This is a genomic window from Hymenobacter sp. BT491, from assembly GCF_014349165.1.
Lineage (GTDB): Bacteria > Bacteroidota > Bacteroidia > Cytophagales > Hymenobacteraceae > Hymenobacter > Hymenobacter jejuensis.
This window is the reverse complement of the sequence record NZ_JACSJJ010000003.1, coordinates 679,049-700,210: the sequence shown is the minus strand read 5'-3', so window position 1 is coordinate 700,210 and position 21,162 is coordinate 679,049. Positions and strand designations below refer to the sequence as shown.

At 58.6% G+C, this 21,162-nt stretch carries 15 protein-coding genes, 1 tRNA gene and 1 riboswitch; of the genes, 10 read left to right on the top strand and 6 right to left on the bottom strand.

Annotated features, from left to right (window positions below):
- The first annotated feature begins 15 nt into the window (after positions 1-15).
- From H9I52_RS14590 to H9I52_RS14570, 5 genes are all read left to right on the top strand, one after another.
- The gene (locus H9I52_RS14590; protein WP_187454435.1) at positions 16-1,593 is read left to right on the top strand and encodes a glycoside hydrolase 43 family protein; all 1,578 of its coding nucleotides are present in this window, start codon (positions 16-18) and stop codon (positions 1,591-1,593) included.
- A gap of 83 nt (positions 1,594-1,676) precedes the next feature.
- Complete coding sequence (locus H9I52_RS14585) at positions 1,677-3,023, top strand: family 43 glycosylhydrolase (protein ID WP_187454434.1); 1,347 nt, start codon at positions 1,677-1,679, stop codon at positions 3,021-3,023.
- Positions 3,024-3,099: 76 nt separating this feature from the next.
- Positions 3,100-5,028, top strand: coding sequence for an alpha/beta hydrolase-fold protein (locus H9I52_RS14580; RefSeq protein ID WP_187454433.1), 1,929 nt, complete (start codon positions 3,100-3,102; stop codon positions 5,026-5,028).
- A gap of 114 nt (positions 5,029-5,142) precedes the next feature.
- Entirely contained in the window at positions 5,143-7,647 is a 2,505-nt protein-coding gene (locus H9I52_RS14575; RefSeq protein ID WP_187454432.1) for a glycosyl hydrolase family 95 catalytic domain-containing protein, read from the top strand.
- A 46-nt stretch (positions 7,648-7,693) separates the two neighbouring features.
- Positions 7,694-8,653 (top strand): glycoside hydrolase family 43 protein, encoded by a 960-nt coding sequence (locus tag H9I52_RS14570; protein WP_187454431.1) that lies wholly within the window; start codon positions 7,694-7,696, stop codon positions 8,651-8,653.
- Between the two features lie 232 nt (positions 8,654-8,885).
- Here H9I52_RS14570 and H9I52_RS14565 read toward each other — a convergent pair.
- Positions 8,886-8,958: transfer RNA gene (locus tag H9I52_RS14565), tRNA-Gly, on the bottom strand.
- Between the two features lie 164 nt (positions 8,959-9,122).
- On the opposite strand from H9I52_RS14565, the gene H9I52_RS14560 reads away from it, so the two are divergent.
- The 3 genes from H9I52_RS14560 to H9I52_RS14550 all read left to right on the top strand — a co-directional run bounded on the left by H9I52_RS14560 (position 9,123) and on the right by H9I52_RS14550 (position 11,430).
- The gene (locus H9I52_RS14560) at positions 9,123-9,350 is read left to right on the top strand and encodes a hypothetical protein (RefSeq protein WP_139515863.1); all 228 of its coding nucleotides are present in this window, start codon (positions 9,123-9,125) and stop codon (positions 9,348-9,350) included.
- A gap of 39 nt (positions 9,351-9,389) precedes the next feature.
- On the top strand, positions 9,390-9,926 hold the full coding sequence (locus H9I52_RS14555) for a GNAT family N-acetyltransferase (protein WP_187454430.1): 537 nt from the start codon (positions 9,390-9,392) through the stop codon (positions 9,924-9,926).
- Between the two features lie 184 nt (positions 9,927-10,110).
- Positions 10,111-11,430, top strand: coding sequence for an alpha/beta hydrolase family protein (locus H9I52_RS14550; RefSeq protein WP_187454429.1), 1,320 nt, complete (start codon positions 10,111-10,113; stop codon positions 11,428-11,430).
- Positions 11,431-11,501: 71 nt separating this feature from the next.
- Here H9I52_RS14550 and H9I52_RS14545 read toward each other — a convergent pair whose 3' ends face one another.
- The 3 genes from H9I52_RS14545 to H9I52_RS23265 all read right to left on the bottom strand — a co-directional run bounded on the left by H9I52_RS14545 (position 11,502) and on the right by H9I52_RS23265 (position 15,938).
- Entirely contained in the window at positions 11,502-13,700 is a 2,199-nt protein-coding gene (locus H9I52_RS14545) for a B12-binding domain-containing radical SAM protein (RefSeq protein WP_187454428.1), read from the bottom strand.
- Between the two features lie 106 nt (positions 13,701-13,806).
- On the bottom strand, positions 13,807-15,252 hold the full coding sequence (locus H9I52_RS14540; RefSeq protein ID WP_187454427.1) for a hypothetical protein: 1,446 nt from the start codon (positions 15,250-15,252) through the stop codon (positions 13,807-13,809).
- Between the two features lie 110 nt (positions 15,253-15,362).
- Positions 15,363-15,938 (bottom strand): helix-turn-helix domain-containing protein, encoded by a 576-nt coding sequence (locus H9I52_RS23265; protein WP_139515868.1) that lies wholly within the window; start codon positions 15,936-15,938, stop codon positions 15,363-15,365.
- A gap of 620 nt (positions 15,939-16,558) precedes the next feature.
- Here H9I52_RS23265 and H9I52_RS14530 point away from each other — a divergent pair.
- The gene (locus H9I52_RS14530; protein WP_187454426.1) at positions 16,559-16,834 is read left to right on the top strand and encodes a hypothetical protein; all 276 of its coding nucleotides are present in this window, start codon (positions 16,559-16,561) and stop codon (positions 16,832-16,834) included.
- An 89-nt stretch (positions 16,835-16,923) separates the two neighbouring features.
- On the opposite strand, the gene H9I52_RS14525 is transcribed toward H9I52_RS14530, so the two are convergent.
- Complete coding sequence (locus H9I52_RS14525; RefSeq protein WP_187454425.1) at positions 16,924-18,012, bottom strand: DUF5074 domain-containing protein; 1,089 nt, start codon at positions 18,010-18,012, stop codon at positions 16,924-16,926.
- A 35-nt stretch (positions 18,013-18,047) separates the two neighbouring features.
- Positions 18,048-20,024, bottom strand: a complete 1,977-nt coding sequence (locus tag H9I52_RS14520; protein ID WP_187454424.1) for a TonB-dependent receptor plug domain-containing protein — start codon at positions 20,022-20,024, stop codon at positions 18,048-18,050.
- A 145-nt stretch (positions 20,025-20,169) separates the two neighbouring features.
- Positions 20,170-20,393, bottom strand: a riboswitch (cobalamin riboswitch).
- Positions 20,394-20,544: 151 nt separating this feature from the next.
- On the opposite strand from H9I52_RS14520, the gene H9I52_RS14515 reads away from it, so the two are divergent.
- Complete coding sequence (locus H9I52_RS14515; RefSeq protein ID WP_187454423.1) at positions 20,545-21,144, top strand: DNA-3-methyladenine glycosylase; 600 nt, start codon at positions 20,545-20,547, stop codon at positions 21,142-21,144.
- Positions 21,145-21,162 lie beyond the last annotated feature (18 nt).

The following is a 21,162-nucleotide window of genomic DNA, read 5'->3' as shown; positions in this document are numbered from 1 at the left end:
CCCAAGCCTTCTTCTATGAAGCGATATATTTTACTTGTTGGAATCCTCCTTGCGTCGGCCGTTGCTTCTTCGCTGCTGGCGCAGGGGAAGCAGGCGCAAAACCCCATCATTTTTGCCGACGTGCCCGACATGTCGATGATTCGGGTGGGGGGCACTTACTACATGAGCAGCACGACCATGCACATGAGCCCGGGCGTACCCATCATGAAGTCTAATGACTTGGTTAACTGGCACTTAGTAAATTATGCCTACGACACGCTAGCGAGCCTGGATGAGCTGACGCTCACCAACGGAAAAAGCACCTACGGCCGCGGCTCGTGGGCAAGTAGCTTGCGGTTTCACCAGGGCACGTATTACGTCACGACGTTCGCCCAGACGACCGGCAAGACCTACGTTTATTCCACCAAAAACATTGAGAAAGGCCCTTGGAAAGTTTCTTCGTTTAAGCCCAGCTACCACGACCATTCCTTGTTTTTCGACGACGATGGCCGGGTGTACTTGGTGTATGGCGCGGGCAAGCTGCGGCTGATTGAGCTCACGGCGGATGCCTCCGGCGTGAAGCCCGGCGCCACGGAGCAGGTGCTAATCGAAAACGCCAGTGCCCCCGCCGGCCCTAACCTCGGCCTGCCCGCGGAAGGCTCGCAATTATTCAAAATCAAGGGCCGCTACTACCTCTTTAACATTACGTGGCCAAAGGGCGGCATGCGCACCGTGGTGGTACACCGGGCCGACAAGCTCACGGGGCCTTACGAAGGCCGGCTGGCGCTGCAAGACCTCGGGGTCGCGCAGGGCGGCCTCATCGACACACCCGGCGGGCAGTGGTATTCTTACCTGTTCCGCGATTACGGTGCCGTGGGCCGCATTCCGTACCTGGTGCCCGTAACCTGGGCCGATGGCTGGCCGGTGCTGGGCGCAGCCGGCAAGGTGCCCCAAACGCTGGCGCTGCCTCCTAGCAAGGGTCTGATTCCCGGCCTAGTCGCGTCCGATGAGTTTGGGCGGCGCAAGGGCGAGCCCGCCCTGACGCTGGTGTGGCAGTGGAACCACAACCCCGAAAACGCCCTCTGGTCGCTCACCGACCGCCCCGGCTACCTGCGCCTGAAAACCGGCCGCGTGGATACAACCTTCCTGCTGGCCAGAAACACGCTCACTCAGCGCACCATCGGCCCGACCTGCACCGGGACCACGGCCCTGGATGTGTCGCACCTGAAAGACGGCGATTTTGCCGGCCTGGCTCTCTTGCAAAAGCGGTACGGCCTGGTGGGGGTAAACTATCGCAACGGCGCTAAATCCATTGTTATGGTGAGCGCGGAATCGGAAAAGCCGGTGGAGCTGCAACGCCTGCCCCTGACGCAGTCCACCGTCTACTTTAAGGCTGAATGCGACTTTACGGAGCGCAAGGACGTGGCGAACTTCTTTTATAGCCTCGACGGCAAAGCGTGGAAAGCCATTGGTGCCCCGCTCAAAATGGCGTACACGCTGCCGCATTTTATGGGCTACCGGTTTGGGCTGTTTGCTTACGCCACCAAAAACCCCGGCGGCTACGCCGATTTCGATTATTTCCGAATTGCAGATACGACAGCCGGGCCCAAGTAAGAGAATGCTTGAAATACTCTTTAATCGGCAAGCTCAGCATGACGCTCTTTCTAACCTCAAACCTATCCGAAACTCCTGACCCGATGCTGAATTGTAGACTGTCATCTATCCTGAGCGTGCTGGCCTGCCTGTTGGGAGTTGCCGCCCAGGCGCAGAACCCGTTGATTACCAATCAGTTCACGGCCGACCCATCGGCGCGCGTGTTCAACGACCGGGTGTACGTGTACCCCTCGCACGATATTCGGGCCACTCCCGGACATGGGCGCGTCGGCTGGTTTGTGATGGAGGATTACCACGTGTTTTCCTCCGCCAACCTCACGGACTGGACCGACCACGGCGTGATTGTAACCCAGAACAAAGTGCCCTGGGTGAAGCCCGACAGCTACAGCATGTGGGCCCCCGACTGCATGTACCGCAACGGCAAGTACTATTTCTACTTCCCGACCACCCCCCGGGATACGACCATTAGCAAGGGCTTTACGGTGGGGGTAGCCGTGTCCGATAAACCCACCGGCCCGTTTGTGCCGCAGCCGCTGCCCATTAAGGGGGTGCGCGGCATCGACCCCAACGTGTTTATCGACAAGGACGGCCAAGCGTATCTGTATTGGTCGCAGGGCAACATTTATGGGGCCAAGCTCAAGGAAAACATGCTGGAGCTCGCCTCCGAGCCCCAGACGCTGGGCGAGTTGCCGACCCAGGGATTGAAAGAAGGCCCCTACCTGTTTGAGCGCAACGGCACGTACTACCTGACTTATCCGCACGTGGCCAACAAAACCGAGCGCCTCGAATACGCCACCAGCACCAGCCCGCTCGGGCCGTTTACCGTCAAGGGCGTTATCATGGACGAGTCGCCTACCGGCTGCTGGACGAATCACCATTCTATTCTGGCGTTCAAGAACCAATGGTACCTGTTTTACCACCACAACGACTTGTCGCCTAGCTTCGACAAAAACCGGTCTATCCGAATGGACAGCCTGTTTTTCGAGCCCACGGGCGCCATCCGGAAGGTCGTGCCGACCCTGCGCGGCGTGGGCCTGACCGACGCTAAGCAGAAAATCCAGCTCGACCGCTACAGCCGCCTGAGCAGCAGCGGCGCGTCCATCGCCTTCCTGGATACCGCCAGCAAGTTCCAGGGCTGGAAAACCGTGTTTACGGGCAGCCAAGGCTGGGTGCAATACAACGGGGTGGCCTTCGGCAAACAGGCGCTGAAGACGGTGAGGCTGCGCGCGCAGGCGGCGGCCGGCGCCACACTGCAGCTGCGGGCCGACGGGGCTGCCGGCCCGGTGCTGGCCCAGGTAACTGTGCCGAAGGGCAGCCAGTGGCAGGAGGTGAAAGCGCCCTTGTCCGCCTTCAAGCCCGGCACGCACGCGCTGGTTGTTTCCTCTAAAACGAACGCGCCCGTTGCCATCGACTGGGTCCGGTTCGAGTAAGCGGCAAAGAAGCTGATCGCTTGCAAACACTTGATTTTAAGCAACTTACATAAGCACGCAAAGCTTTTTCCGAGTTATGAGAAACATACTTCCTGTCGTTCTGGGCGTAATCCTGCTGAGCGTAAGCAGCGCTTTCGCCCAAAAAACAGCGATGGAGGCCCCTAAGGGCTTCGACCAGCCTACCGCGGGTATTGCCACCGGGCGAATCGACAGCCTCAGCTACCCCTCGAAAACGGTGGGCACGGTGCGCAAGGCGCTGGTGTACACGCCGCCGGGGTATTCGAAGAAGAAAAAGTACCCGGTGCTCTACCTGCTGCACGGCATCGGGGGCGACGAAAAGGAATGGCTCAAGGGAGGGCGCCCGCAGGTGATTCTGGATAATCTGTACGCGGCGGGCAAGCTCAAGCCGATGCTGGTGGTGATGCCCAACGGCCGGGCCATGAAAGACGACCGACCCATTGGCAATATCTACGGTCCGGATAAGGTCGCCGCTTTTGCCAACTTCGAAAAAGACCTGCTGACCGACCTGATTCCCTACATCGAAAAGCACTACCCAACCCTCACCAACCGCGAGAATCGGGCCATTGCAGGGCTGTCGATGGGAGGGGGGCAGTCGCTGAATTTCGGGCTGGGCAACCTGGATAGATTTGCCTGGGTAGGAGGCTTTTCGTCGGCCCCCAACACCAAGATGCCCGAGCAGCTGGTGCCCGACCCCGCGAAAGCCAAAAAGCAGCTCAAGCTCCTCTGGATTTCGTGCGGCGACGCCGACGGCCTGCTGCCCATCAGCCAGCGCACGCACGATTACCTCTACGAGCACCGCGTGCCCCACGTGTACTACCTCGAAGCGGGTGGGCACGACTTTAAAGTCTGGAAAAATGGGCTGTACATGTTCTCGCAGCTTCTGTTCAAACCCGTGGATGTGGCGGCGCTGCCGACATACACCGTGCTGGGCGCGCCGGCCGCCACCAACGTGCGCAACGCCAAATACCCCCAGATTTTACCCGATAACCGCGCCGTGTTTCGTCTGAAAGCCCCGGGCGTACAGCACGCGCAGCTGGACCTAGGCCACAAATACGACATGGTGAAAGACAGCAGCGGCACCTGGACGGTGACAACTGACACGCTGAGCCGGGGCCTGCACTACTACTCGCTACTGCTCGACGGCCTGCCCGTAGCTGACCCCGCCAGCGACACTTTTTACGGGATGGGGCGCATGGCCAGCGGCATCGAGGTTCCCGGCCGCGGGACTGGCTTTTACGCCTTGAGAGACGTGCCCCACGGCGAAGTGCGGGTGAGGCGGTTTTACTCGAAGGTGACCAACTCGTGGCGGCAATTCTACGTGTACACGCCGCCGGGCTACGAGGCCAACACCGCCGTCAAGTACCCGGTGCTGTACCTGCTGCACGGCGGTGGCGAAGACGAAACCGGCTGGGCCAAGCAAGGCAAAACCGACTTGATTCTGGACAACCTGCTGGCCGAGAAAAAGGCCAAGCCCATGCTCGTGGTGATGCTGGACGGCAACATGGGCGGCCCCGGCGGCTTAGCCAGCTTTGGCGAAAACACGCTGAAGCGTTTTGAAGACGAACTAAAGCAAACCGTGCTGCCGGTGGTGGAAAGCAACTACCGGGTAGCTCCGGGGGCCAATAACCGGGCGCTGGCGGGCTTGTCGCTGGGGGGACTGCAAACGCTCTATGCCGGCCTGCGCAACACCGACATGTTCCAGTATCTGGGCGTGTTCAGTTCGGGCTTTTTTGCCAACAACCCCCAGCTGTCCGACCCTCAGTATGCCTTTATGAAAGCCAATGCCAGCGCCATCAACACCAACCTAAAGCAGCTGTGGCTCTCGATGGGTGGGCCAGAAGACATTGCTTACGCCAACAACAAGGTGATGCGGGCCAAGATGGATGAGTTGGGTATCAAGTACGTGTACAGCGAGTACCCCGGCGGCCACACGTGGCCCGTCTGGCGGCACGATCTGTACCTGTTTGCCCAAGGCCTGTTTTAGGCTCCCCGCGGCGCTTGCCGCCGCGCAGGGTCGTCAAACGCGGCAGTGCCTGGCCTAGTGGCTTGAATCATAACGTTGTGTTTATTAGATAGATACCGCCTATCTCTGTCACATATGAAGCAACTTCCTTGGCCAGCTAAAACCACTTTACTGCTGTTTTGGTGGGCCGCCGCCCTTGGAGCCGCGGCAGCCAAACCGGTGCCTACCCCCTTGCGCCTGTGGTACACGCAGCCGGCCGCCAACTGGAACGAGGCCCTGCCCCTCGGCAACGGCCGCTTGGGGGCCATGGTGTTTGGCGCGCCCCAACGCGAGCGACTCCAGTTGAACGAGGAAACTATTTGGGCCGGCGGGCCCAACAACAACGTGAAGCCCGACGCGTTGCCGGTGGTGCGGCAGTTGCGCGAGCAGCTGCTGGCCGAGCAGCTGCTGGCCGGGCAGCTGGTGGAGGCGCAAGCGCTTGCGCAGGCCCAAATGCAGCCCGCCGGCAACAGCGGCATGCCCTACCAAACGGCGTCGAACGTGTACCTCGACTTTCCGGGCCACGAGAGCGCCACCCACTACCAGCGCGACCTCGACATTGGCCGAGCCGTGGCTTCGGTCAGCTACCAAGTAGGGCGAGTGCGCTATCGCCGTGAGGTATTCAGCTCCCTGCCCGACCAAGTGGTGGTGGTGCGCCTCACAGCCCGCAAACCAGGCCAAATCAGCTGCCAGCTGAGCGAGGAAAGCCTGCTGCCGTTCACCCGGCACGCCGAAAAAGATCAGCTGGTGCTGGATGGCCACGGCAGCGCCCACGAAGGCCAAGAAGGGCAGATCCGCTTCCAAACGCGCCTGAAGGCCGTCGTCGAGGGCGGCACCGTGCAAACCACCGACGCCGGCATCCGCATCCAGCGCGCTAACAGCGCCACGCTCTACCTTTCCATCGGCACCAATTTCAACAACTACCACGACGTGAGCGGCGATGCAGCCGCGCGGGCCTCGGCCTACCTCGCCGCTGCCGTGCGCAAGCCCTACAAGCAGGCGCTTGCCGACCACGTAGCCGCTTACCAGCGCTACTTCAACCGCGTGACCCTGAACCTGGGCGTGACGCCCGCCGTGCAGCGTCCTACCCCCCAGCGCCTCGCCGACTTTGCCCAAGGCCACGACCCGGCTTTGGCCGCCCTGTATTTTCAGTACGGCCGCTACCTGCTCATCAGCTCTTCGCAGCCGGGTGGGCAGCCGGCCAACCTGCAAGGCATCTGGAACGACCAGCTCAAGGGGCCCTGGGACAGCAAGTATACGGTGAACATCAACACCGAAATGAACTACTGGCCGGCGGAAGTCACGAACCTGACGGAGCTGCACGAGCCCTTGTTCAGCCTGATACAGGACCTGAGCGTGACCGGGCAGCAGAGCGCCCGCCAGATGTACGGGGCCCGCGGCTGGATGCTGCACCACAACACCGACATCTGGCGCATTACGGGGCAGGTTGACCCGCCACAGTACGGCCTCTGGCCCATGGGCGGGGCCTGGCTTTCGCAGCACCTCTGGGACCACTACCAATTCACCGGCGACCAGCAGTTTCTGCGCACCTACTACCCTGTACTGAAGGGTGCGGCCACCTACTACGTCGATGCCTTGCAGGAAGAGCCCACCCACCACTGGTTGGTAGTGGCGCCCTCGGTGTCACCCGAAAACACGTATTCGTTGCAAGGCAAGCAAATTGCTCTGGTGGCCGGCACCACCATGGACAATCAGCTGGTGTTCGACCTATTCTCGAAAACCATCCGGGCCGCCGAGCTGCTTCAGCTCGACCAGTCTTTCGCCGACACGCTGCGCACACTGCGCGAGCGGCTGCCGCCCATGCAGATTGGCCAGTACGGGCAGGTGCAGGAGTGGCTGCAGGACGTGGACAACCCCCGCGATACGCACCGCCACATTTCCCACCTCTACGCGCTGTATCCCGGTGGGCAGATATCGCCCTACCGCACGCCCGCCCTGTTTGAAGCCGCACGCGTGACGCTCACCCAGCGCGGCGACGTGTCCACGGGGTGGTCGATGGGCTGGAAGGTGAACTTCTGGGCGCGCATGCAGGACGGCAACCACGCCTACAAGCTGCTCACTGAGCAGCTGCGGCTCCGGGCCAGCGAGCCCGGCGGTGTGAGCGAGGGCGGGGGCACGTATCCCAATCTGCTCGATGCGCACCCCCCGTTTCAGATTGACGGCAACTTTGGCTGTACGGCGGGTCTGGCCGAGCTATTCGTGCAGAGCTACGACGGCACCCTGGACCTGCTCCCCGCCTTGCCCGACGCTTGGCCCACGGGCGAGGTGACGGGCCTCGTAGCCCGCGGGGGCTACGTTGTGGACCTGGCCTGGGATAAGGGACGCCTCACGCGAGCGCGCATCACTTCGCGGCTAGGAGGCAACTGCCGCGTGCGGGTGCACCGCCCCATAGCAGCTACGGGCGGCTTGAAGCTGCAGGCTGCCCAGGGCCCTAACTCCAACCCATTTTACCAGACTTTCCCAGTCAAGCCGCCGCTGGTATCCGCCAAAACCACGCCGCGGCAGCCCACCCTGGCGCCGTCGTTTGTGTACGATTTCCCCACCCAAGCCGGCCAAGCCTATTCGCTGCGAGCCCGCTAGCCTTGCTTCCCATTTTTTGCTTTGCTTCTGCTTACCACGTAGCTCCATGAAAAGTACCTTGCTCGTCGTCGCCCTGCTGGCCTTGGTGGCCTACCTGCCCGTGCGGGCGCAAAACCCGATCATCCGAGATGTGTTTACGGCCGACCCGGCGCCGCTGGTGTACCGCGACACGCTGTTTCTATACACCGGACACGACACGGCTTCCGTGCAGGAAACCAACTACAAGATGCCCGACTGGCGCATCTACTCCACCACCGACATGGTGCACTGGAAGTCCTACGGCAAATGCCTTTCGCCCAAAACCTTTGCCTGGGCCACCGGCGATGCGTACGCGGCGCAGTGCGTCTACCACAACGGCAAGTTCTACTGGTTTGTGTCCACGTTTCATAAAAAAGACGACTACAGCCAGGGCGGCGCGGCCATTGGCGTAGCCGTGTCGGACCGCCCTACCGGGCCGTTCCGGGATGCTATTGGCAAGGCCCTGATTGTCAATGAGATGACTAAAGACAAGCCGCACGCCTGGGATGATATCGACCCCACCGTTTTCATCGACCATGACAAGCAGGCTTACCTGTACTGGGGCAACGGCAGCTGCAAGTGGGTGAAGCTCAAGGACAACCTGATCGAGTTGGCCAGCCCCATCACCACCTTTACGCCCAAAAACTACATCGAAGGGCCTTGGGTGTACAAGCGCAAAAAGCTGTACTACCTCGTGTATGCCAGCGCTGGCACCAAGCCCGAAATGATAGAGTATTGCACGGCTCCTAGCGCCACCGGGCCCTGGACGTACCGGGGCATCATTCAGGAAAACGTGCCCAACAGCTTCACGACCCACCCCGGCATCATCGACTACAAGGGCAAGAGCTACTTTTTCTACCACAACGGCGCCCTGCCTACCGGCGGCAGCTACCGGCGCTCCATCTGCGTGGATGACTTGCACTACAACCCGGACGGTACCATCCAGAAAATAGTGCAGACCACTAACGGGGTAGTACCAGCTAAGTAACGCATATCACTTCCCAAGGCCTAGTTGCAGATCTAGGACTCCTGCTGGCAACAATACTTCCGCCTAAACCTTACTTGCTCAAGATTGATAATTCAAATCAACAGGATACACTTATAAAGCAACCACATTAAGGATCAAACCTGCAGTAGGCAGGTTTGATCCTTAATGTGGTTGTATAAACCAAAAACAAATCGGCCACCCAGCATTGCTGTTAAGTGGCCGATTTTAAATGAGCGAGAAACGAGGCTCGAACTCGCGACCCTCAGCTTGGGAAGCTGATGCTCTACCAACTGAGCTACTCTCGCGAAATGCTTGGTAAGACAAAAATACACGGCTTAAATCAATTTGCAACTGGTGCGCGTATCGCATGCGGTCGGCTTCGGCATCGGGCCGTCAGATTTTCGTACTAAGTTTGGTACGTCAAGCGGCCCCGGCCGCTGTTGTTTTCCAATCAGTAAGCGCGCTTCCCATGGCTACACCTCCTTACAGTCGCAATCGCGGCATTTTATACTTGGCGGCAGGCTTGTTGCTGCTCATCGTGCAGGGGCTGCGCATCCCACAGTATTACACCGACTGGGAAACCGGTGCGCTGGATACACCACGTTTCGTGCTGAGCCTAGTTTTTATCGTATTTGCCTTGTACATGCTGCGGGCGGGCTGGCAAATGTTGCGGCACAAAGATGATCTGATTGATTAAATAATCATTTGATTATCAATAGTATACAAAGCATCTGTAATGTCTTCGCCACTCCGTATCTCGGTGCCCAAACGCAGTGCTGCCACTGCGGCCGTGTTGGCAAACTTGGGTCGCCAAACCTTTCACGAAACCTTTATCTCCGACAACAACCCCGAAGACATGGCTGCTTACCTAGCCGAGAATTTTGGGGAAGAACAGCAACTCGCCGAACTTCAGAATCCCGATACGCTGTTTTTGCTGGTTCAGATGCAGCAGCAACCCATCGGCTACGCCAAGTTGCGCTTCAACTCTCCTTTGGGCTTGGAACCGGGCAAAACGCCCGACAATCGCTTGGAGGTTGAGCGGTTGTATGTGTTGCAGGACTGGATCGGGACGGGCTTGGGCGCCACTCTGATGCGCCGCATTCTGGACGAGGCACGCGCCAAGGGCTGCCGCTCGGTGGTGCTCGGTGTGTGGGAGCGCAACGTGCGCGCCATCGAGTTCTATAAGCGCTTTGGCTTTCGGCAGATCGGCAGTCACGAATTCCGGCTAGGCAACGATATACAGACCGATCTTATTCTTCGTAAGGGTCTGTAAATCAATATATTGTATTTATAGATAATTATAGGATTCTGCCCTTGCCGCAGCGCCTGCCGCAGACGTGGCGCCGGCTCGCTACCTTTGCCTATTGTCCATCAACCCGCTTCTTGTGAGAAAAGACAGGCTCGCTTGTACGCTTTCCTCGTTCCGGCCAGCGGCTGGGCTCCTTTGGTTACCAATATTGGCATTGCTCGCTGCCAGCGGCTGTACCCCCGATCGGCCCAAGCTGCCGCTGCCCACCGGGCACTACGAAGGCACGCTCACCTACCAAGGCACGGAGGCGCGGGTCGCGTTGGACATGCGCGAACCGACGCCGGATCACTTGCAGGCCGATTTTCGTTTTTTGGAAATGGGCCTGAGCTTTCCGGCTCAGAATCTGCGCTTTAACGCGCCGCTGCTGCACTTCGAGCAGCGACCCGGCCAGAAACAAGGCAACATGGTGGTGGAAGCCGTGCAGGAAGGCGATTTCTGGCGTGGCAATTTCAAAATCGATACGCTGAAAGCCGACCTGTTGCTGGTGCGCCGCGGCAAAGCCGATCCGCGCCCGTACCGCGAGCAGCCCGTGCGCTTTCGCAGCGGCAACCTGACGCTGCGGGGTACCCTGTTGCTGCCCAACGACACTTCCTTTCAGCATGCGGCCGTGGTGCTGCTGCATGGTAGCAGTACGCCCCACCAGCGCGACCTGTATTCGTATGCCGATTTGCTGGCTCGCCGCGGGTTCGCGGCCCTCGTTTATGATCGTCGTGACGCCGATCTGCCAGCTGGCCGATTGCCCGAATACAGCCAAGAAGATTTGGCTACCGATGCTTTGGCCGCTGTGCAAGCCCTTAAAAAACAACCCGATATCGATTCTACTCATGTTGGCCTGTGGGGCATCAGTCAAGGCGCGCATGTGGCAGCCATTGCCGCGTCTCGTCCGGGCCGGCCAGTGGCTTTTGTAGTCGCTTTATCGGGGCCGGGCGTACCCTATGCCGACGTTGAGCGTTTTCAAAATGCCAGCCGGTTGCGCGAACATGATGTGTCGGCCAAGGATATGAAGCAGGCTGCGAAAGCATTCGACCAGTTGGTGGGCTTCGTGCACGGCGGTGGCGAAAGTGATACCACGCAGCTGCACGAAACGCTCACTGAAGCTTGGCAACAGCCGTGGGCCCAGTACACCACACTGCCCCGGCGGGTACCGACTCCTGCCGAAATTAAAACGCAGCTGCGGTGGCGCCAACTCGATCTAGACCCCAGAGCAGCCTGGCAGCAAGTCAAAGTGCCGGCACTATTAGTTTACGGCAGCGCCGACGAGCGTTTCGACGCCAGTGAAAGCGCCCGCCGGCTGCGAAACGTAGTCGGCTACAAGCGGGGCTCGACAGTAAAAGTCTACTCAGGCGCAAACCACGAACTCATGCTGCCCGGCGGCTTAACCAAAGAAGACAAATGGGAGTGGCCCCGCCCCGCGCCCGGCTTCGTGGACGATATGCTGGGTTGGATGCGTGCCCGCACAGCTCAGTAGCGATGAAAACATAATTTATTGATAGTCAATAAATTATGTTTATGGATTGATCGGCCCTCTGGAAATCGGCTCTACAGAATCAGCAAGCCTTTTTCGCGGAGCAACAGCCAGGCAGGTGACGTCAAAAAAGCCTCGAACGACATGCCGGCGGCGCTCACAGGGAAGGAGGCGGCTGCTTCTTTCAACAACAGCTTGGTTTCGTAATCGTGGGCAAGTTTGGTAAGCAACTCCAGCAGCCATTGCCCGACGGCCTCCGATGTTTTCACCTCAAAATCTTCGGCTTGCTCATAGAATGTGAGTGTGGCGCGTGCTCCTTTTTTGCCTTCCGTAATCTCTAAATCGGGGGCGTTGCCAAGCCAGAATAAGCGCAGGTTTTGCTTGACACTGTCGGGCTTGCCTTCGGCTTGCAGGGCCTGTTGAATAAGCTGGCGCGGTACGGTGGGACGTGGCACCCGGAAATCAAACCAGAATTGCAGCGGCTCGTTGAGGGCTACGCCGTGCATGTAGTTGTACAAGGCCTTTGCCAAGCCCGGACCAAACTGCTCGTGATCGGTGCCGGTGGGGTCGTCGTGCCAGAGGTCGTTCCACGCAAAATCACCCGGTTCCGGGCCGATGGCGGCTACTTTGTACTTCGCGGGATTCTTGCCTACTGGGCTGTGCGCCGTCATGGAGAAGCGGTGCCAATAACCCGATTGTACAATGCCTGCCGCCAAGAGCTGCCGCACAACTTCCAGTGAATCAATAGTTTCCTGCGTAGTTTGAGTCGGGAAGCCGTACATCAGGTAGGCGTGCACCATGATACCTGCCTGCGTGAAGCCGTCTGTTACGCGCGCAACTTGGGCAATCGTGACGCCCTTTTCCATCAAGGTCAACAGGCGATCTGAGGCAACTTCTAACCCGCCCGACACCGCAATGCACCCAGACGCGGCCAGCAAGCGGCACAGATCCGGCGAAAAAGTCTTCTCGAAGCGAATATTGCCCCACCACGTAATGTTGACGCGGCGGCGCAGCAACTCCACAGCCAGATCGCGTAAGGCAAGGGGAGGGGCTGCTTCGTCGACGAAGTGAAAGCCAGTTTGCCCCGTCTGCCGCACAATTTGCTCAATGCGGTCGACAAGCAAAGTCGCCGGCGCCGTTTCGTAGCGCGAGATGTAGTCGAGGGTTACGTCGCAGAACGAGCACCGCTTCCAATAGCAGCCATGGGCCACCGTGAGCTTGTTCCAGCGCCCATCGCTCCAGAGGCGGTGCATGGGGTTAAGTACCTCGATTACTGATAGATACTCGGTAAGCGGGAGGTCGCTGTAGTCGGGGGTGCCTACCTCGGGGTGCGGAATATCGGCCTCGCGGCAGGCGTTGAGGTACTGCACTTGCCCTTGGGTATCGCGCAGGAAGGTGCGCTGCAAATCCTCCTGCGCGCGCTGACCTTGTAGGTGCTCCAGCAACCGGAGCCACGGCCCTTCGCCATCGTCAAGGGTCAGGTAATCAATGTAATCGAAGAAGCGAGGCTCGCGAATCTGGCGTAGCTCGGTATTGGGGTAGCCGCCGCCCATGAGCGTTTTTACCTGCGGGCGCTGCTCCTTTACCCGGCCAGCTAAGCGCAAGGCACCATACAGGTTGCCCGGAAATGGGACCGTAAAGCCTACCACGTCGGGCTCGGTACGGGCTACCAGTTCGTCGAGTAGCTCCAACAGCATCTCGTCCAGTAGGTTAGGCGCAGCTTGCAGGGCGTCGTACAGCGGCTCAAAACTTGTAGCCGACATGGCTAGTTTTTCGGCGTAGCGGCTGAAGCCAAACTGTGGCCCAACGGTTTCCTTAATCAGATCGCCGAGGTCTTCGAGGTACAGCGTGGCCAAATGGCGTGCCTGATCGGTGAGGCCCATCGTGCCGAAAGCGCTTTCCAAGTCGGCCACGTTGTCGAAACGGGCGGCTTCGGGCAGAAAGCGGCTGTGGCAAATGCGCGGCGCAAGCGTGTTATCCTTGTTTTGCAGGAATTTTATAACTGGCTCAATAGTAGCTAGATAGCTTTTCTGCAGCCGCAGCATCCGGCGGGAGTTGTCGCTCAGGGAATATGCTCCCTGTTCGATTTCGGCAAAGACGCGCTGTAACCCGGCTTTTGAAAACAGCTTCAATACCAGCTCCAAGCCCAAGTCGGCTTGCGTTACGAAGTAACCGCGTCCGCCCAAAAAGCCCTTCAGGTATGCCGTGGCCGGATACGGCGTGTTGAGTTGCGTAAGCGGAGGCGTAATGAGCAGGATATGAGGAGATTTCACGACGGCATAACAAAGCAGAAGGCAAAGATACTCCCGTCGGGAAGGATTAACCGGAATTTAGCATTGCGCGGCGCTAGGTGTACTGCTGAAGCTGGTAGTTGGGCCTCTACATCTTCATCTTGCCCATGCTCATAAACGGCGCATTCAGGCGCAGGTAAACTTCCGCAGACACCGGAGTTTTTCCGTAGTAGATATGTATTTGGTTATCAGGACGATACACTGAGCCTTGGGCGCCTATGTGCAGCTCGGGGCCGTTCTGGCCGAGCTGGGTAAGGCGGTAGTTGGCCCCCAGTGTAAGAGCGTGAATGTTGTAGGTGGGCTCCGTTTGGTCGTGCGGGATGGCTAGCTCTTCGGCGTCCTTCTGAACAAATTCGTAGCGGCCGTAAAAGGTCGGTCGGCCAAGCGTAAGGTTGGTTTCGGCCAAAACCGAGTGTTCCTTCCCGTGATCGGATTTATTGAGACCCCAGATGAGCGACGAAGCCACGAAATGGTAAGCGCCCCATGTGCGGCTGTGCAACACGGCGGCGGTGGTGCGCGTCACGTCTTCGTCGGGGCGTAGCTGCTCTGGGCTTTTTACGTAAGCACGGCCAACTTCCAACGACAACTCTTCGGACGGGTTCCACAGCAGGCGACTGGCCCATGAGTTGGCCCGTGGTCGGTCGAAGTTGTAACGGTGCTCGTCGGGCTCGCGGCCGGTGAAATTGGAGCCTTCCAGCTTAAACTGCTTGTAGCGCACTCCAAACGTAGCCACGCCAAACGTGATGTGCGTGGCATCTACCCAGTGGTGCCCAAGCGGAGCATCGGGGTTAGGCATGGCCGAAAGTCGGTGCATAAACGCTGTAGGCCCAACAGCGGGCTCACCCGGATACCCTAAATACAGGCTCAAATCCAGGTCTTTGCTGAGGGCGTGCGTATAGCCAATGCTTAGGGCCGAAAACAGATCGTGCGGGTGTTGCCGGTCGACGAGCGGCTTCCCTTTGTAGGCTTCGCCCGATTGAAACAGCAGCGGGTAGCCGTTCGCGCCTTCGGTAAGCGGGTCGAGCGAGATCATGGCGGTCAGGTTGAGCAGGCCGCGTTGCCCGAAGTTGCGCTGGGCCATGGTCATAAACCAGTTGGGCGCGTCGAAGGTGCGGCCGCCGCGCTGGCCGTTCTCCCGCCCGAGGTTCTGGTTGGTGTAGCGCCCAAAAACGGCACCGTGGTACATGAGCATCCAAGGGCCTTTGTGCTGCATCCACATGTACATGGGCGTTGCATCGGGTTGCCACGCCGTGCCGGAACCGTTGCGCGACATGGGCAGATTGCGCGAGTAAGCGTGCGACATGTTCATGTCGCCGTGGTCGCTGTGCTGCATGGTTGTGTCGCCGGACATATCCATTTTGCTCATGTCCATTCCCGGCATGTGTTGGTGCTGGGCTGGCTGCGCAGCATGCACAGTGTCGGTGGGAGAAGTGGCCGGCTGCTTCGGCATCTGGTGCATTTCGTGTTGCGCCCACGCGGGCAGCGAAACACTAGTCAGCAGCAAAAAGGCAAATAGAAGAACTGAAAGCCGCATAAAACAGAATTGGGGTATTCGAAAGGAAATTACCCTTCAAATACCCCAATCGGTAGCAACTAGTTATACAGAATTCTACTGCATAACGTGTAAGCTTTTGTGCGACGTACCTAGCTCGCGAGTTTATCCAACGACAGGCGCTTGGGCATCATATCACGGCGGAACTCGCTTACCGAGCGGCCGGTGACTTGCCGAAATTGGTTGGAAAGGTGCTGACCGCTGCTGTAGCGCATTTGGTCGGCTATCTCGCTAAGCGTCAGTTCGCCGTAGCTCAACATCTCCTTAACGCGCTCGATTTTGAGGCGAATGAGGTATTTCTCAATGGTAAGATTGGCGGTGCGCGAAAATACCTTGCTCAGGTGCGAGTACGTCGCCGCAAACCGATCGGTGAGGAAAGCCGAGGTGGTGAGGGGCATGCGCGCCGTGCGCAAGTGCTCCAGGTATTCGGCCAGCGCGCCTTTAATCTGTTCGGTGAGCTGTTCACCCCGGCCCATGAGCAGGTCGAAACCAGCTTCGCGCAACATAGGGGCCACCGCGGCCGGATCGGCGGGGGTAGTGCGGTCGAGCTGCGCTTGGCCTAGCGTAACTTGTGTAGGGCGATACCCAGCTTGCTCTAGCAGATGGTGTACAGCCTCTATGCAGCGGGGGCACACCATGTTTTTGATATGTAGCAGTGTCGTTTTCACAAGATTTATTTTTGTTCCAACCTAGAAGTAGTGCGAGTGTTTTTGCGAGCGGTAGGAGGAGCCGCCGTACGCGGCCGCCGAAGCGGCTTAGCTGGAGCTTCTACCCAACCTTTCCCAAACCAACTGCCTGATGCCCAGGTAACAAAGGGCACCACGCCTAAAAAAGTGACTGCCAATAGCCAGAAAAATACGAAAAACGCCCAGAACAGCCTCGAAAAAAAGTGGTCCTGAACACCAAACAGATACGCGATCAGCACCAAGGCCAGCAAAAACCCAGTGCCTGCCAAAATAGCCGTGTGCCGCAGCAAAGGCCGGTAAGAAGCAGGAAGGGCGTTTAGCAGGCTCATATACGGAAAGCGAACAACAAATATAAGACTTCCTCTACTCTCGCAATCGGCGGTAGCTCAGGGGCTAAGGTAGCGAATGTCTAATATAGCACTTTTCAACTGATGATGGTTGACCACCCGACGGCAGTCGATTTGGTGCGGAAAAGCCGGGAACGTAGCTCCTGCCAAATTAGGTTCCTGGACTTTGTCGTATTCGATAAAAACCACGTCGTCTGGCAGCCGTACCACGTACTATACCCGTATGATCCTTCTCCCTGCAAAACGCCCTTCCTCATGAAAACTCCTCTTTTACCCCGGCTGATGGCACTCGCGATGGCAGTGACTGGCCTTTCTGTATCTTCTTGTAGCACAGGCACTTCCGAAGGAAGCGCCAACGTAGAACGCGGCCACGACAAAGAATTCGTCAACAACAACACGCAACAGACGCGCGGCAACGATTCGAATACCAACGGCAAAGCTGCGGACACGACCAAAGTAAAAACCGGTCAGCAAGTATACGACCAGACTACGGAGCGGAAAGATCGCAACGGCGATGGCCTAGCCGACTAAGCATTGACTCGGCTAAAACACAAAAAGCCCTCCCATTATTGTGGGAGGGCTTTTTGTGTTTTGAGTGGATTATGATAACCAGTTGACTTTTAATAGAATATAAATCCGTTGGGAAGCAGATTGACGTTGAAAGAGTCAATGGCGGTGCCGTTGGCTTGGTAGCGAATAAACTTGCCGGCGGCGGTGTAAGGCGCCACCGAGCCGTAAATGGTGTTGTCCTGCGGGTCGACGCCGAGGCCGTAGAAGCTGCGCCGTATGAGAGGGGTAGCGGGTAAGGCTGCGTCCGTAGTGCTCAAGCGGTACACGCCGCCTTTGTAGCTATAGTAGAGTTGGTCAGCGGCGCCGTTTAGGTGCAGCCCGCTTGGGCTGCCGGCAAACGGCAGCACCGTCGGCGCAGTTGGGGCGGCAGGTGAGAATTTGATCAGGTTGCCGGGCGTTGAGGAAATGACCGCGTACGGTGCCGAAGTCTGGTACCGCGTGATGCCGGTGCACAGTACCCAGACGTTGCCTGCTTTGTCCTGCACCAAGTCGTTGGGACCATCTTGTACGCTGATGGCGCTCTCCACGGCGTCGGTAGCGGGGTTGATAACGCTCAGGGTATTTTCGTCGGAGTTGCTTACATACACTTTGCCGTTGGCCAGCAGGAGGTGCTCCGGCTGCCGCCCCACGGCTATGGTTTTGGTGATGGTATTGGTGCGCAGATCAAGCACGGCAACGCGCCCCTGCTCACCGCGTTTCACCCATTCGCTCACGTAAGCCTTGTCAGCGCTGACTGCTACGGCGTAGCGTGGCTGCTCCAGCCCGGTCACCGTCGCCACCGATTGAAACGTCGTCAGATTCACGACTTCCAACTTCTTGCTGTTGTTGGCCACGATGTAGCCGCGGTTGCCCACCACCAACATCGACTGCGCCACGTCGCCCAACTCGCGTTGGTTGACGGTGTTGAAAATGTGGTTGTCGACGACGGTGCGGGACGTTTTACTGAACAGGCTTACCTCGGCGTTGGGCGTACCAAAGGCGCCTTCGTTGAGCACGAATACATTGCTGCCATCTTTGGTCAGATTATAAAGCGGCGCTGCGGCTTCGTCGGTATCGTTGCAGCTGAAAACTGTGAATGCGCCAACGCCAACCAAAAAGGCGCGCGTCAGAAAAGAGGGGAAGCGGTGAGTGCGGAACATAACGCTAGAAAAGAGGAAAGGAGATAAAGGAAAGGTTAGTGCCAGGCCACGCGCACGCTCAGCAAGCCCCAGCAAGGTGGCATAGCCCGGAATTCGTAGTTCTGGTAAGTGCGGTTGGTTAGGTTGTAGCCTTGGGCCAACGCCGTCAGCGACCACGTGGGGGCCACATGCAGCGTGCGCCCTATGGTGGCGTTCAGCAGTACATAGGAAGGCAAGGTCGTTGCGGTGCTATAGGTGCGGCGCTCGCCCGTAAACGTCAGTGACGTAGTGAGTTGCCAGCCCCGCCACGTATGGTCTGTGGTAAAGGCTGCGGAATGCAAAGGCACGTAAGCCAGCTGCTGCCCCATCGGGTTGGGGTCGTCGGCGTAGCCCCGCACCTTCTCCGACTGCGTAAGCGCATAGCTGGCCCGCGCCAACAGAGCATAAGCGCCCGGATGCCACTTGGCCTGCGTGCTGGCTTCCAGGCCTTGCGCCCGCACCTTGCGCACGTTATGCGGCGTGCTGCCGCCCGTGATCGGGTCGCTGAGCCACTCCACCCAATTGTCGACCAGCTGCCGATAAGCTGTAAGCTCGGAGTGCAGTGCAAGCTGCGGCGTTAGCGACACCTCATGGCGCAGCCCCCCCTCATAGCCTATGCCGTCTTCCGGAAGAATGTTAGGGTTCCCGGTCGGCCAGTAGCGCTCGTTGAGCGTCGGCGCCCGGTAACTGCGTGAGGCGCTGGTCTTTATTGTAAATAATTGATTATCAATGTGATATATATTCCATTCGGCGCCTGCTGTTGGGGCCAGCGGCGGCCGACGATTGGGCACCATTGCTTGGCGCAGATTGAGCGTCAGGCGTACTTCTGGGCGCGGGTCGTAGCGGAATAGTGCGTAACCCGAATACCGATTTTCCGTCTTCCGGCCGCGGTAGCCATCTACCTGCGCTGCAAAGTGTTGGGCTTCGATGCCCAACCGGAAATTGGCTTTGGCAGCGAAGTTGAGCGTGTGATCGGCCTGCAACTGAGTGGTTTGGACTCGCGAATTGCTGACCAGCCCGATCTGCTGGTAGTTGAGCACATCGTCGAACCAAGCCACGCGCACGTCCGTTTCGTGGCGGCTCGCTACATGCCGATAGCCCGCCAGCAGCCGTCGGCTCTGGTCATGCTCGCGTGCTTGATTGTTGCTGGAACCAATGGCAGGCTGAATCTGGCGGTTGGCGTCGGTGAGCCAAGCCGCGGCCATGAGTTCGCTGGCTTGGCCTAAGCGCAGCGTAACATCTTGGGCAAAGCTGCCTTGGCGAATGGCCGCATTTTGCTGGCGGTGGCGCACCAACCCCCTGAACTCGCGGGCATAGTATGGAAAATCGTTTTGCGCTTCCCGGTAAGTAGCCGATGTGCGCACCGCAATTTTCTGATTGCTGAAGCTGCCCTCCAAGCTGCCCGCGCCCAGGCCAAAGCTGCCAGCATCAAGCTGCACACTAGCCCGTGGCCCGGCGCCCCACACAACCGGCGACGACAGCAACACGGTCCCGCCAATGGCGGCCGTTCCGTATGCGGCGCTGGCCGGCCCGTGCTGAACTTCCACGCGGGCGTTGCCGCTCACGGGCAACAGCGAAAAATCGGTTTGGCCAAGCGTCGGCAGGCCGATGTTGAAGCCATTCCAGAGTACGGCTGTATGCTGCGCCGAAGTGCCTCGAAAAGAAATAGAAGATAATTGCCCTGGGCCGTAGTTCTTGATATACAGCGGCGTGCGTGCGGCCAACACGTCGGTGAGGGTGCCCGAACGATATTGAGCAAGCGTGGCAGAGTCGATGCTGGTTACGCGGCTGCCCACGGCAAAGCGGCTGAGGGGCACAGCCTGCACCCGTACGGCAGGCAACACGTGCTCGCCGGCCAAGACTACTGAATCGGGCGCAATCGGATCGGCGTGCTGCGCCTGTGTGGGGCAGACTCCCGTCAGGCACAGGAATGCGCCAAGCGCACCTAGCAGCTTCACCGGGGCTAACCGACCGAATCCACGCGTATTAATCATCCGAACCAAATTTTCAATCAGTGAAAATTCAGTTCAGAACCCCGCTCAGGTCCGAAAACCCTGCGAAGCCGAGGCCGAAAACAGGAAAACCGACGGCCAGGCCGCCAACTGCATTCATTCTCCGCCTTTCACCCGAAAGCGCTGAACATAAGGGAAATGCATAGGCAGGTCTCCTGGCTCGCTTCAGATGGGCCGCCTTCCCATTTCTTCGGTTTTCCAAGCGAAAACCATCAACGAAACAGTGGCAGCGGAATGGCCCACCTACTCTTGAAGCTTACAGTTGCGGGGACAGCTCCCGATTCGCACGGGATTCCCTTTTCAGCCTCGCCCCACAATCGGGGTCTGGCCACCTATACAGCCGCAAAGGTAAGCAGCAAATTTGGGTTGCTAGTCAACTGCGGAATTTGCAGGCCATAGTTACCCAAAAGCACCAGTTTACGTTTGTGCTTTTCACGTGCATGCGATGACCGCCGTGTTGTCCGCCGTCCTAACCTGAACTTCCCACCCCGATTTTTGCCAAGTGAAGCTTACCAGCGAATTCTACCAGCGCCCCGATGTAGTACAGATCGCCCGTGACCTATTAGGTAAGTATCTGTATACCAATATAAATGGTGTGCTTACGGGCGGGCGCATCGTAGAAACGGAGGCCTACGCCCATCTCAACGACCAAGCTTGTCATTCGCACTTGGGGCGCTACACGGCGCGTACCAGCATCATGTACGAGGCCGGCGGAGTAGCTTACGCCTACCTTATTTACGGACGCTACACGCTGTTCAACATCATTACCAACGAAGCCGGCAAAGCCGATGCCGTCCTGATTCGGGGCCTCGAACCCACGGAAGGCATCCCGGAAATGCTGCTTCGGCGGGGACTGACCAGCGTTTCGTCGAAGCTAACTGCCGGGCCGGGGTTGCTGACGCAGGCCCTGGGAATTACTACCAAACACTACGGCACCGATCTGACCGGCAACCTGATCTGGCTGGAAGACCACGGAGAATCGGTACCAGAAGAAATGGTCCGCACCAGTCCGCGCGTCGGCATTGATTATGCTGGTCTTGATGCCGCCCTGCCTTGGCGCTTTCGCGAATTAGGTAGCAAATGGACAAGCCCTGCTAAATAGCATTGTTATAACTGCTTG

What these genes read in the sequence shown, in the direction of transcription:
- H9I52_RS14560 (WP_139515863.1), top strand. Translation starts at nt 9,123, where the DNA reads ATGGCTACACCTCCTTACAGTCGCAATCGCGGCATTTTATACTTGGCG.
- H9I52_RS14530 (WP_187454426.1), top strand. Translation starts at nt 16,559, where the DNA reads ATGAAAACTCCTCTTTTACCCCGGCTGATGGCACTCGCGATGGCAGTG.
- H9I52_RS14540 (WP_187454427.1), bottom strand. Translation starts at nt 15,252, where the DNA reads ATGCGGCTTTCAGTTCTTCTATTTGCCTTTTTGCTGCTGACTAGTGTT.
- H9I52_RS14590 (WP_187454435.1), top strand. Translation starts at nt 16, where the DNA reads ATGAAGCGATATATTTTACTTGTTGGAATCCTCCTTGCGTCGGCCGTT.
- H9I52_RS14580 (WP_187454433.1), top strand. Translation starts at nt 3,100, where the DNA reads ATGAGAAACATACTTCCTGTCGTTCTGGGCGTAATCCTGCTGAGCGTA.
- H9I52_RS14570 (WP_187454431.1), top strand. Translation starts at nt 7,694, where the DNA reads ATGAAAAGTACCTTGCTCGTCGTCGCCCTGCTGGCCTTGGTGGCCTAC.
- H9I52_RS14555 (WP_187454430.1), top strand. Translation starts at nt 9,390, where the DNA reads ATGTCTTCGCCACTCCGTATCTCGGTGCCCAAACGCAGTGCTGCCACT.
- H9I52_RS14525 (WP_187454425.1), bottom strand. Translation starts at nt 18,012, where the DNA reads ATGTTCCGCACTCACCGCTTCCCCTCTTTTCTGACGCGCGCCTTTTTG.
- H9I52_RS14575 (WP_187454432.1), top strand. Translation starts at nt 5,143, where the DNA reads ATGAAGCAACTTCCTTGGCCAGCTAAAACCACTTTACTGCTGTTTTGG.
- H9I52_RS14520 (WP_187454424.1), bottom strand. Translation starts at nt 20,024, where the DNA reads ATGATTAATACGCGTGGATTCGGTCGGTTAGCCCCGGTGAAGCTGCTA.
- H9I52_RS14585 (WP_187454434.1), top strand. Translation starts at nt 1,677, where the DNA reads ATGCTGAATTGTAGACTGTCATCTATCCTGAGCGTGCTGGCCTGCCTG.